At 34.3% G+C, this 11,637-nt stretch carries 12 protein-coding genes and 1 tRNA gene; 7 read left to right on the forward strand and 6 right to left on the reverse strand.

Going from position 1 to position 11,637, the window contains the following annotated elements; genetic code table 11:
* Positions 1-625: class I SAM-dependent methyltransferase (locus ABX784_RS12525; protein WP_372655391.1), on the reverse strand; the 625-nt coding region annotated here is incomplete at its 3' end.
* A 110-nt stretch (positions 626-735) separates the two neighbouring features.
* On the opposite strand from ABX784_RS12525, the gene ABX784_RS12530 reads away from it, so the two are divergent.
* Positions 736-3,057 (forward strand): PilZ domain-containing protein, encoded by a 2,322-nt coding sequence (locus ABX784_RS12530; RefSeq protein ID WP_372655392.1) that lies wholly within the window; start codon positions 736-738, stop codon positions 3,055-3,057.
* A gap of 79 nt (positions 3,058-3,136) precedes the next feature.
* Positions 3,137-3,487, forward strand: a complete 351-nt coding sequence (locus tag ABX784_RS12535) for a glutaredoxin family protein (RefSeq protein WP_372655393.1) — start codon at positions 3,137-3,139, stop codon at positions 3,485-3,487.
* A gap of 76 nt (positions 3,488-3,563) precedes the next feature.
* On the opposite strand, the gene ABX784_RS12540 is transcribed toward ABX784_RS12535, so the two are convergent.
* Positions 3,564-3,650, reverse strand: a tRNA-Leu gene (locus ABX784_RS12540).
* A 138-nt stretch (positions 3,651-3,788) separates the two neighbouring features.
* Between ABX784_RS12540 and ABX784_RS12545 the strand changes: the two genes are divergently transcribed.
* From ABX784_RS12545 to ABX784_RS12565, 5 genes are all read left to right on the forward strand, one after another.
* Positions 3,789-5,309 carry a hypothetical protein gene (locus ABX784_RS12545; protein WP_372655394.1) on the forward strand — a complete coding sequence of 507 codons (1,521 nt, stop codon included), beginning with the start codon at positions 3,789-3,791 and terminating at the stop codon, positions 5,307-5,309.
* Between the two features lie 61 nt (positions 5,310-5,370).
* On the forward strand, positions 5,371-5,892 hold the full coding sequence (locus tag ABX784_RS12550; RefSeq protein WP_372655395.1) for an NADH-quinone oxidoreductase subunit B: 522 nt from the start codon (positions 5,371-5,373) through the stop codon (positions 5,890-5,892).
* Positions 5,879-7,501: an NADH-quinone oxidoreductase subunit C gene (locus ABX784_RS12555; protein WP_372655396.1), complete on the forward strand. Its 1,623-nt coding sequence runs from the start codon at positions 5,879-5,881 to the stop codon at positions 7,499-7,501. Before ABX784_RS12550 ends, ABX784_RS12555 begins: the two co-directional genes overlap by 14 nt.
* Positions 7,498-7,899, forward strand: coding sequence for a hypothetical protein (locus tag ABX784_RS12560; RefSeq protein ID WP_372655397.1), 402 nt, complete (start codon positions 7,498-7,500; stop codon positions 7,897-7,899). Before ABX784_RS12555 ends, ABX784_RS12560 begins: the two co-directional genes overlap by 4 nt.
* Positions 7,886-8,596, forward strand: coding sequence for a glycosyltransferase (locus ABX784_RS12565; RefSeq protein WP_372655398.1), 711 nt, complete (start codon positions 7,886-7,888; stop codon positions 8,594-8,596). The genes ABX784_RS12560 and ABX784_RS12565 overlap by 14 nt, the downstream gene beginning before the upstream one ends.
* On the opposite strand, the gene aat is transcribed toward ABX784_RS12565, so the two are convergent.
* The 4 genes from aat to ABX784_RS12585 all read right to left on the reverse strand — a co-directional run.
* Positions 8,579-9,250 (reverse strand): leucyl/phenylalanyl-tRNA--protein transferase, encoded by a 672-nt coding sequence (gene aat, locus ABX784_RS12570; protein WP_372655399.1) that lies wholly within the window; start codon positions 9,248-9,250, stop codon positions 8,579-8,581. The genes ABX784_RS12565 and aat overlap by 18 nt on opposite strands.
* Positions 9,237-10,349 carry an arginase family protein gene (locus ABX784_RS12575; protein ID WP_372655400.1) on the reverse strand — a complete coding sequence of 371 codons (1,113 nt, stop codon included), beginning with the start codon at positions 10,347-10,349 and terminating at the stop codon, positions 9,237-9,239. The genes aat and ABX784_RS12575 overlap by 14 nt, the downstream gene beginning before the upstream one ends.
* 3 nt (positions 10,350-10,352) lie before the next feature.
* Complete coding sequence (locus ABX784_RS12580; RefSeq protein ID WP_372655401.1) at positions 10,353-11,297, reverse strand: NAD(P)-dependent oxidoreductase; 945 nt, start codon at positions 11,295-11,297, stop codon at positions 10,353-10,355.
* A partial coding sequence (locus ABX784_RS12585; RefSeq protein ID WP_372655402.1) for a hypothetical protein occupies positions 11,281-11,637 on the reverse strand: 357 nt, incomplete at its 5' end. The genes ABX784_RS12585 and ABX784_RS12580, both read right to left, overlap by 17 nt.

The following is an 11,637-nucleotide window of genomic DNA, read 5'->3' on the forward strand; positions in this document are numbered from 1 at the left end:
AGTAAATTGTATTATCGTGCCTCTTTGCACTTAATTCTAAAAGGGCACTTTTATCGATAAGTCTTGAATCGAGATCAAGTCTATGAATTAAGTCTCCATGAGATTCTATTGCCCATATCTCCTTATTCTCAAATTGAGTTAGAGAGTTAAGAAAACGCGTTAGAAATCTTCCTGTAGGTTGATATACAAGAAATATTTCATATTTAGAAAAATCTATATTTAGAGCATCACCACTGAAAAAAAATGAAGTATCTAAATCGAGCTCTTGAGCTTTAATTTTGGCCCACTGAATTCTCTCTGGTACAAACTCCACAGAGTAAAAGTTCTTATACCCAAGTGTTAGAGCTAGTAGTGTACCTTTAGAATAGCCAGAACCAACATCTAGAACTTGATTCTTAGAATATTTTATAAGTTGATAATAGTCGTACCAGCTTGTGTTTAAAGCTTCTTCTCTTAATTGTTCATTTAGATATAGCTGTGGATCAGCTGATGAGTTTGTTAATTTTTCTTCGACAGAGGTGTAGTTGTAGTTAAAGAAACTACTACAGATCTCATTGAATTGGGCCGGGTCTCTAGCCAGTAGGAGTTGATCTTTGAATAAGTTTATCTTTTTTTGTATATCCATTATTATTACACGTGAAAACAGTGTGTTAAATCCTATTCATCAATACAATTTGTCATTTTAATAGTTGAGTTTATCACTAAAAATGCCGATAAGTCAGTGGTATTAGTATTTTGGAGGAAGAAATTACTAAGTATTATCTTATTCAAGATTCAGAAAAAGTTCTTAAGCATTTGGATGTTTTTGAAATTGTATCTCTACTCGATAGCGGAAAGCTTGATGGGCAGAGTTATGTTTTTGATTTGCGAGTTAGAGAGTGGTGTTTAGTTAAAGATATTCGAGTCTTAAAAGATACTTGTTATGATTTTAAAGATTCTTCTCCGAGAGAATGCCCTACATTTACTCCGCCTCATAAATTACCGGGTGGAGAGTTCTCAAGCGAAATAGACTCTGATTATGAGTACTTACTTAATTATACTCATTCTCTTTCTACTACCATCAATGAATCAAGAGAAGATACTCTTGAAGTGATGCTTGAAGAGGCTGAGTGTAGACTTTTAGAAAAAGAAAATGAATTACTTGGATTGAAGTCTATTAATTTAGAGTTTGAAGAGTTAATCCACAATTTAAAAAATGAAAACGCTGAAGTAAATAGCAATATATTATCATTAGAGAATGAGAAAATTGATTGTTTAAAAACTATTGAAGAGAATAAGCAAAAGTCTAATCGAGATATGGATAACCTGAGGTCAGAGTATGAATCTGAATTAGGTCAATATCGATACATTGAAAAAGTTAACTTTAAATTATCAGAAAGAAATAAATCTCTTCTTTATGCACTTAAGTTAGAGAGGGCCCAAAGCGAGCAATATAAATCTTTACTTGAAAAAGAAGATCGCTCTACACCTGTTACAAGTCATAGTGAAGAGCTTCTTACTAAAGCGATGGAGTACTTATTCCATGGGCCGATTGGGGGAGAGAAGGATTTACTTGAAAAGAAGGTTACACTTTTAACGAATGAATTAAATGACATTGAAGAATTTTATAATAAGAAGATTGATAAGATTAAAAATGAATACGAAAGTGAACTCTCTTCGTTAAAAACAAATCAAACTAATGAAATTCATAAAATAGAATCACTTACTTATGAAAGAGAAGAGTTTGAAAATAAATTTAAAAACCTACTTACAACAAATAAAAACTTATTAAAAAAGATTGAAGGTCTTGAGTTGGAGCTATCTGTAAGAAAGAATGAGCAAGATACAGATAAGAAGAGCTTAAAAGAAGATTATTTAAATCTAATTACTAAATATAAAGCTCTAGAGAAGAATTATCTGCTAGAGGTTAAAAAGAATAAAGACAACATCGCTCAAAAAGATAAAGAATCTAATGTCTCTGTTAAATATATAAAAGAAGAGCTTAATAAATCGAGAAATGAAGTTGAAAGCATTCAAGCTGAGTTAGCAAAGATCACTTCTGAAAGAGACTCATTGTATGATGAGAGAGATGGACTTTATGAGTCAGATACAAAGGTTAATCATCTCGTTGAGAATTTGAGATCTGATAATAAGAAATTGATTTCAAAATATAGTTCATTAAAAGATAAAACAACTAAGTATAAGAAGGCCTATAATGAGCTTTCAGAAAAATATAAATCATTAAAAGATGACTTCAAAGATCGTAATGATCAGTTCAATAAGCTTAAGACTCAAAGTGAAGATATAATTGAGTCTCTTAAAGAAAAAGTTGACGGCGCAAACGATGTCTATTCTGAAAAGCTTAAAGAGTTAGAGGCCGTTAAAGATAGAGAAAAAACTCTCTTATTAAAGATTGATGAATTTAAAAACACAGAAGTTCAAGAAGATACTAACGATCAAGACGATATTTTAGATAGTAGTGACGATGAGGAATTAAACAGACTGATTGGTGATGCATTTGAAGTTAGTAATGATCGTATATGGATGGTATCAAAAGATGGTCAAGAGCCTTCGGGACCATATGATTTCACAGAAATCTATAAGATGAAAATTAATGGTGAGCTAGATAAAAATGTAAAAGTAAAAAAAGGAACTGAGTTCTATAAGCCTAAGTCTGAAATATTTGAATTATCGGTTCCTGTATCTACACATGGTAGCGGAGAGAATATCAGATACTTCATTAAGCGCTCTTCTATGAGAGTTCCTTTCTATGAACTTGTAACATTTGAAATTAATGGTGAAGAACATAGAGGATACTGCACGAGTCTTAGTCTTGGTGGAATTTTTATTGAATTAAATCAGTTAAGTTCTGACCTTGTAGTAGATAAAAAGGGAAGGATTCTATTCTCTGCTGGTGCTCTCGATAATCCTTTCCAATGTGTTGCTCAAGTTAAAAATATATCAGAATCAAGACCTAGGGGGATTGGACTGATGTTTGTAGATCTTCCAGAGCTTGCAAAAGATGATATCACCTTCTACATAAATAATTATCTAAATAAGACTAAACAAGTTGCTTAATACTTATCTATTGAGATACTTCCTAATATAATTGATATTGATTATAACTTAAACCCGTAATTTTAAATATTGGATACCTATGAAGCTATTAAGATTAATTGTTGGAAATATTCTCCTCTTTATAAATTTTTTAACAAGGCCGTCTCTTGGGAAAAGAGAAGAGAGTCTACAAAAAGAAGTAGAAAAAGAGTTAGAGAACTACTCATTGTATCAATTTGATGCTTGCCCATTTTGCATAAAGGTTAGAAGAGTGATGAGAAAACTCAATCTTCCAATAGAATTAAAAAATGCAAATAAAGATAAAGACCTTAAAGAAGAATTACTATCTAAGGGTGGAAGTCCAAAAGTTCCTTGTTTACGAATTGGAGATAAATGGATGTATGAATCTAATGATATTATAGAGTATCTTGAAAAGAAGTTTCCAGTTTAGTTCTATTTGAAAATAAATTAACAATTTTAAAGGTAGAAACAAAAAAAGCCACTTCGAAAAGTGGCTTTTTTAAAGATGGTGCCCCGGGCCGGACTTGAACCGGCACGATCTTGCGATCCCGGGATTTTAAATCCCGTATGTCTACCGATTTCATCACCAGGGCAGAAATTATAAGCACAACTTTACCAGAGTATTTCAAAATGTCTAGCCAAAGATTTTAAAAAAATGAGATTGCTTGAAAGCTAAGAACACTGTGTTAAAATTAATTAAGTTTAAAGTATTATGAATAGGGATGTTCTAAATGAAAAAGACATTAATTCTATGTCTAATTTTACTCTTTGCAGGTTGCGCAAAGAGAACACATAAGATTGAATCTGTCTCTGCTAGACCTTCGTGGATGGCAACAGACGCACTCTACAATGATCGAAACTTTTATGGTGAATATCTGATTCACCCATTCTTTGACTTAGTTCCTTTTTCTTCTAAGGTCGACAACTCAATGAACTTTGTAATGACGACACCTGTCGGAGCTCAGAGTAAGTACGAAATTGATTTGAGGTCTGGAAGACTTTATAGAAAACATAATTTTTGTTCACAGGAAGATATTTGGAAGAAGTATACAGGTACAATTAATAGACCTCCATATACTGAGGGGATTATTCCTAGGTTACTAGATCAGCTAGGGAGCCCTCAAAAGATTATTGTCTTTGGTAAAAGTAGATACTTTCATAAGTTTGAAATTGCTCCAACTAGATCTCAAAGAGTTCGTATTGTTGGTGGAGTCTTACTGCAGTACTGCAACTCTTACCCGTGTAGGGGATATAATAAATGGCAGTCTCGGATATTACTCGTTGGAGTTAGCCCTACAGACCCTGAATTCAAAAAGATAAATAATCTTAATCAATTAAAGAAGGTTGTTGATTGGGACGAGTCCGTAGCTTTCATACAGAACTCAAATGGTAGAAAACTTTCAGGGAATGAGCCTAGACCTAGCTACAGGATTGTTGGAAATATAGGCCCAAAAGAAGCATTTAAGATTTCTCTAAGCAAAGGCCATCTCTTTAACTTTGATGAAATGAAAACAATTAGAAGTAGCTGTCAGGCCCTGTATGACTATACATGGAAGACTGTTAAAGCAATAAGGTCTTACGAAGTACATAACAAGCTAAGTAAGGATATGCCTGAGAAAAATATCACTAAGGTCAAGGTTAGTACTGACACATTCTCTGGAAATGTTGTAAGTGCAGAAAGGTTAGATGATAGATCTGATGCGGTTCTGCAAAAAGAAATGGAAATAAAAGACTTTGCATACTTCTTTAAACACTTCTATTTAAAATACAAAGATAGATATAAGACCTGTCAGCAGTTTGTTCGAGATACAAGTATTAACAGTAATAAGGAAAGGATGTGGTTCTTTAGCTACTTAACATCATTTTTCAATACTGAAGAGGCAGGGTATATGTACTCTTGCTCAAGAACTGCTTGGGTGAAGAATCCTGTGACTAACTCTGGTGAGAGACTATACTCCTTAAAGAAAAGTATTAAAAATTGCACAACTAGAGAACTTAACACCGCTTTTGATATGAGTATCAATATACAAGCAGGTTTAAGTAGTTCATCTCAAGATCATTTTAGATTTATAGAGTACGATCATGGAAATGGTGCAAGCCATCAAAAGATCTACTCATGGGTAAGAGACCTAGGTGATGGTTACGTGTGTGATAAGGACAGACGTCAGAAGTTATCAATTTTTCCGCAGGATGTTAATTGGGTGGACTTTGGGGACTCTAAAACTGCAGCTGAAGACTTAATCGTCAGATAGGCTAGTTTACTTTTGCTGGTTATCTCCTTAATATAATTAAGCATTGTATAAAGGAGCTTACATGGCAAAAATGCCTAAGCTAAGGTTTGACAAGGTTCAATCTTCCAGTGGAATTGAGGACCTTGCTTTGACCACTAGATCAGATTCATTTTTAAGTAAGTTTCATAATTGGGTGAATACGCACTCTACTGTTCCATTTACTTTTGCTACAGCGTGTTGCTCTAGTGAGTATTATTCAATTTTTGATGATCAATACCTAGAAGATAACTTCTTTTCAGAGAAGTTTGAGGCCCAAAATAGTGATTTACTGATTATTAGTGGATCAATAAACTTTAAAATGTATCCTATTCTTAAAGAGATTTATCAAGAAATGCCAAAAGAGAAGTGGGTTGTAGTTATAGGAGCTTGTCCTATGAGTGGTGGTCCATTTTCATCATTTAATATAGTTCCAGATATATCAAAGGATATTCCTGTTGATATCTTTATTCCGGGATGTCCTCCTGGTCCTGAAGAAATTACTAATGGAATGAAGCTTTTAAAAGAAAGAATGAGTAGAGGAGTGATGGCCTGTGAGCATTCGTAATCAGTTAGCTTCAACATTCATGGACAATTTAATTATCTGTAGTGGATTAAACACTATTGTTATTGATCATACGAAAAACTTAAAAAGCACTCTTAAAAACCTTAGAGATAATTATGGCTTCATTATGTTATTAGACATAATTGCTGTTGATAAATCTAATAATAATAAAGAGAGTGAACCTAAAGATAAAAGATTTCAATTAAACTATATTCTCTTGAATATGGAAGAGCATTTTAGGCTCAAAGTTCAAATCAACTTTAATACTGATAATAATGAAGTTCTTCCAAGTTCAACTGACCTTTGGACCAATGCTCACTGGTGTGAGAGAGAAGTCTGGGAGATGTTTGGTGTTTCATTTGGTGAAAAAAGTGAAGAGAGATTACTGACTCCAAATAACCTTATAGGTCATCCTTTAAGAAAAGATTTTGAGCTCTCTCTTAGTGATGAGACGGTTGTTGAGAAAGATAGTTTTCAAAGAAACCTTGGACTTCCTAAGTATAAAGAAAACCTAATAGAAAATGTTTCTATTGGTCCGATTCACCCAGGGTTTAAAGGCTCGATGAAAATGAATTTTGAAGTTGAGGGAGATTATATTCTTCGTTCAAAATTAGAGATGGGTTATCTACATCGCGGTATAGAGAAGAGTTGTGAGCAAATGCTTTATGGGCAAATATCGACGATGACCGATAAGTTAAATTTTTTCTCCAGCGCTGCAAACTCTGTTGGTTGGTGCAAGGCGGTTGAGGCCTTAGCAGGGATTGATATACCAGATAGAGCAAAGGCCTTAAGAATGGTCATTTGCGAATTTGCAAGAGTCTCTGATCACGCCCAATGTATTGCTTCGACTATAAAAGCAACAGGTATATTTGAAGGTGTTCAAATTGCAAGACGTATCGTCGATAAAGTGGCAAAAACATTCTATGCCTTAAATGGCTCCTCTAAAGGAAATCATCTTAGCACTATTGGTGGTTTAAACTTCACATTACCTGTGGGGTGGATAAACGACTCATTAAGCGAGTTAAAACAAATTAATACTTTATGTAATGAGCTTTCTTTTCATTTAAACAGAGCAAACTTTTGGAAAGAGAGATTGCAAACAGCTCCACTAAACGCTTATGAAGCAATTGACCTAGGAGTTACCGGACCTAACTTAAGGTCTTGTGGTGTTAATTATGATATTAGAAAAGTTTCACCTTATTATTTCTATAAAGATGTAGATTTTGAAATTCCTCTTGGTATTAATGGAGATAGTTACGATAGGTTCTTAGTGCGTGTCGAAGAAATGAGACAATCACTGGAGATTATCTCTCAGGTTTTAGATAGTCTTCCTTCTGGAAAAGTTAAAGTTGAGAATTCAGAAATAGATCTAAATCTACTTCGTTTTGCTCCTGAGAAATCTAGTATTTACTCTATGTCCGAGGCGGTGAATGGAGAACTAGGTTTCTATATAGAGTCCGATGGCTCAAATAGACCTTACAGAGTAAAGATTAAAGCGCCTTCTTTTTTCTCTGCTCAGGCCTTCTCTCGCATGCTACCAGGAACAAGGCTAGACAATTGTATGGTCTCACTTTCTTCTATGAATATAGTTGTAGGGGAGTTAGATAGATGATCTTAGAACGTGAACTTTATAAATCAATAAGTACAACAAGAGCAATTCTTAAGTCTCTTAGGGCCTATAGTTTTACTTCTCTTCGTATTCTAATTAAGGGAAAGGGATCTATTCTCAAAAATGATAAAGAACGAGGATTACCCCAATTAATTGATCCTAGTAGCTGTAGTGGCTGTAATGATTGCGCGGTTATTTGTCCTACTGCATGTTTGGACGTCAAAATAGATAAAGAAAAGCTTAGTAGTATGATTCTTGATGTGAAGAAGTGTATATTCTGTGGCCTATGTAAAGAAGTGTGTGACCCTCAGGTCATTGAGCTCTCTGATTATCGATCACTAGCTTCTCATGGAGAGAGTTCATGGAAGATTGATCTTGTTGAAAAAAATGAGCAAGCATAGAATATCCATTGTTTTTTCAGTATTCAATGAGCTTGGGCAAAACCTTTTAAAAGACAGTTTAGATCATTTATCAGACCTTTCTGGAATTGAAGTTATTATTGTCGATGGTGGTAGTACCGATGGAACTATTGATTTAGTAAAAAAATACCCCGTGAAACTTATTCAAACAGAGAAGTCTTCTAGGGCAGAGAGACTAAATGTTGGAATAGATAAAGCAGAGAATGACTTGATCCTCTTGCACCATCCCCGGAGTATAATAGAGCCTTCCGGTCTAGAGTACTTACAACGAAATTATAAATCTATTAAGTGGGGAGGATTCTCTCATCGCTTTATTGAAGACCTCCCTCTACTGAAGTTCACATCTTGGTATTCAAATGAGGTTAGGGGAAAGATTCGCTCAATAATCTATCTAGATCATTGTATATTTTTTAAGAAGTCTCTGCTTTCAGGCTGTCCAGTAGTTCCTGAACTCTTTATCTTTGAAGATACTGCGCTTAGTGAAAAGTTGAATAAACTCTGTCCTGCTCAAATTATTCCTTTTGTAAGTAGGACTTCTGCTATCAGATTTAATAAAAATGGATTTTTCCGTCAGAGTCTTTTGAACTTAGTAATGAAGGTTTGTTTTTTATTAAATGTATCAGATGAATTTATGAATAAAGTATATGAGAAGGGATTAGGATTAAATACTAGGTATTAAAAATGAATCTATATCTGTCTTAGAAAGTCTTTTCATAAAAACTGATCTATCAATTTCCTTTCCACCCATTGCTTGAACTACTGGTGTCACCATTTGTGTATCTAGCCACTTGACTCCCATAGTTTTAAGTTTTTCTATTAATTTATAGAGAGCGAACTTGGAGGCATTGTCCTCAATATGGTACATGGATTCTCCAGAGAAGAACTGACTAATACAAGTTCCATAGAGCCCTCCTACCATTCTTTTCATACCATCTTTGAAGATATAGGTCTCAGCGCTATAAGCGTATCCGGCCTTATGAAGATTAATGTAACTTTCAATTATCTCATCAGTTATCCAAGTGCCTGCCTGATCTTTTCTAGATGCTAATGAGCAATTTATTATAACATTTTCAAAATTTTGGTTAAATTCGACTGTCATTTCAGTCTTATTTAAAAATTTCTTAAAACTTTTTGATAGGTGAAATTCATCAAAGTCAATAACACCTCTAGGGTTTGGTGCAAACCATGCCAAAGGAAAGTCCTCTGAGATTGGCCATGGAAAAATACCACTTTGATAAGCTTTTAATAGTGATTTTACATCTAAGTCTCCACCTACGGCCAAAAGGCCGTTCTCATCTGCTTGATGAATAGGAGGAAAGTTAAGAATCGCCACTATTAAGTGCCTCTATCAAGGTTGCAGAAATTGCTGCACCAACAGTTAAGGTCGTTTGTGGTTCAGGTTGTGTTACATGATCAGCACAAACTAATGGAGCAATCTCTACCATGTCTGCCCCAGTTATCTTGAACTCTGCAGCAAGAGCTTTGATTATTGTTATTGCTTGTTCAGGGTCCATTCCTCCTGGCTCTGGTGTTCCTGTTGCACTTGCATATTTTTCATCTAATGCATCAATATCAAAGCTCACATAGAGCTCATCAATTTTTTCAGCTTTTAAGTATTCTAAAATTCCTTTTACAATATTGTTGGCACCTTTTTCTTTAATTTCTTGTGCCCAAAACTGTTGAACTCCAAAACTGTTCTCCCAATGAGATCTATCTTTTCCACTCGATCTAATTCCAAGCTGAATTAAGTACTCTGGAGAGTCGAGAAAAGGAAGGATATGTGTACACCAACTTCCAAAACAAATATCAATACCAAGACGTTCGACTAAAAGGTCTGTATGAGCATCAAAGTGAATGATTGCTGCCTTTATTCCTTGTTTCTTTTTGGCCTTTAAGTAACTCTTTACAAGTGGGTAACTGACCGAGTGGTCTCCTCCAATAGAGAAGAGTTTCTTCTTTGGATAAGACTCATGTAGTTGATCACAGAACTCTTCTGTTAAACTTAGCGCACTGACAGGAAGGTCTGTTTTTTTATCGTTATAGAGTGCGTTTCTACAGCTCTCAATTGTTTTATCATTTAAGTACTTATCATGAAGAAGGTGAGGTATGACTCTTATATCTCCAATATCATCATAAGTTAATTCTGGGTGTTCTTCTAATAATGTACTTCTTAGAAACAACGGTCCCCAGTTAGCACCTCTTTGAATCCCTCCACCAGTATCACTACAAACTCCTAATAAAATAGGACTTGAGCTATTTAGGCTCTCTTCAATAGACTTCTCCCATAATGATTCAACATTCTCAGTTGTTTTATAGAGTGTCTTATGAAGTTTTTCTTTTCTCTCTTTCGCCGTATTCACAGTGAACACACCATTTCCTGGAGCGCAAAGTAGGTTCTTTGTTAAATTATAAAAGTCTTTACTCATATTCATTTCCTATATTAAATATCCATCACTGATTCTATTTTGTAGAAGAGATTCTCTATTGGTAGATTTAAACTCTTCAATATCTCTAGATTCAAGAAAGCTTTCTATTATTTTACATTCAAATTTTATTATATTGGAATTCAATTGGTTATGCACTCCTGCAATATGTGAAGTACGACACATATTTGTGATATCTTTAAAATCACTCTCAGCATAAGGCTCGTTCTCAAAGACATCTAAGTAAGCAAAGGATTCTTTATTTGCTTTCAAAAATTTCTTTAGAGCATCTTGATCTATCAACTTTCCACGTGCACCGTTAATAATGAGTAAATCTTTTGAGACTTTATTAAGGGCCTTCTCATTTATAATTTTGTGGCTTGTTGGGTTTAGGCTCGCACAAAGCAGAATAACATCAACATTTTCAAAGTCTAATTCTTGGTATCCCTTAAATGGATCATATATCTTAGGCAGTCCGCCTAAGGATTCTACTATACTCTTAACTTTCGATCCAATATGGCCATTTCCTAAAATAAGTATATTTTTACTTTCAAGAAGAGACCTATTCCATATTCTAGAGTTATCCCATGCTGGTTGATGAGTTAATTTATTTAAATAATCTAGAAGTGCTGCCGTCGTATAGTTTACGACTGCATTCATACGAATCTCATTTCCTATTATTATAGGACAAGGACAATTTTTTACGAAGTCTAATGAGAAGTTATCGTAGCCAGAATTTGGGTGGATGATTAATTTGGTCTTGTTTGATACGGAGAGCTTTGAAGTATCTGTATTGCTATTAGTTATAAGAATGTGATCAATAGACTTATCGGCCTTGGCCTTATATTGGATTTTGAATTGAGTTTCTAGTGCATTCTTTTCTTTGTCTGCGAAATCCTCCCCTTGATAAGAGGAGGTGCTTATTCTAATAATATCTAATTTATTGAATGTATCCATTTCGTTGATCTCTATAGCTTTCAGTACTGTTGTAGATTTTTCTATCGTATCCTACAGCACAAACTCTACGTTGAATACGTCTACTTCTTCTGCTGCCGGAGCGGATTCTTTTATCAATAACTGTTCTACATTTGTATTCTTTTTTGTCAAATGATGGCCTATCGCTAGTGCTTCTTTGGTGATTTTTCACAAAACCAATATTTTCTGCCAGTTGATTTATATCACCCTCTATAATTTCGCCTTTTTTCTTTGACCAATAGTTTAAGACAAACTTAATAGGGGATTGATCATAAAATGTTAACTCTGCTAAGTTATCAGGAGATATTGTTGGTCTTCCTAG

Source organism: Halobacteriovorax sp. (genome assembly GCF_041587335.1).
Taxonomy (GTDB): domain Bacteria; phylum Bdellovibrionota; class Bacteriovoracia; order Bacteriovoracales; family Bacteriovoracaceae; genus Halobacteriovorax.

Excerpts from the sequence above, each read along its gene's own strand:
- ABX784_RS12560 (WP_372655397.1), top strand. The coding sequence starts at position 7,498 with ATGATCTTAGAACGTGAACTTTATAAATCAATAAGTACAACAAGAGCA.
- ABX784_RS12575 (WP_372655400.1), bottom strand. The coding sequence starts at position 10,349 with ATGAATATGAGTAAAGACTTTTATAATTTAACAAAGAACCTACTTTGC.
- ABX784_RS12565 (WP_372655398.1), top strand. The coding sequence starts at position 7,886 with ATGAGCAAGCATAGAATATCCATTGTTTTTTCAGTATTCAATGAGCTT.
- ABX784_RS12580 (WP_372655401.1), bottom strand. The coding sequence starts at position 11,297 with ATGGATACATTCAATAAATTAGATATTATTAGAATAAGCACCTCCTCT.
- ABX784_RS12535 (WP_372655393.1), top strand. The coding sequence starts at position 3,137 with ATGAAGCTATTAAGATTAATTGTTGGAAATATTCTCCTCTTTATAAAT.
- ABX784_RS12545 (WP_372655394.1), top strand. The coding sequence starts at position 3,789 with ATGAAAAAGACATTAATTCTATGTCTAATTTTACTCTTTGCAGGTTGC.
- ABX784_RS12550 (WP_372655395.1), top strand. The coding sequence starts at position 5,371 with ATGGCAAAAATGCCTAAGCTAAGGTTTGACAAGGTTCAATCTTCCAGT.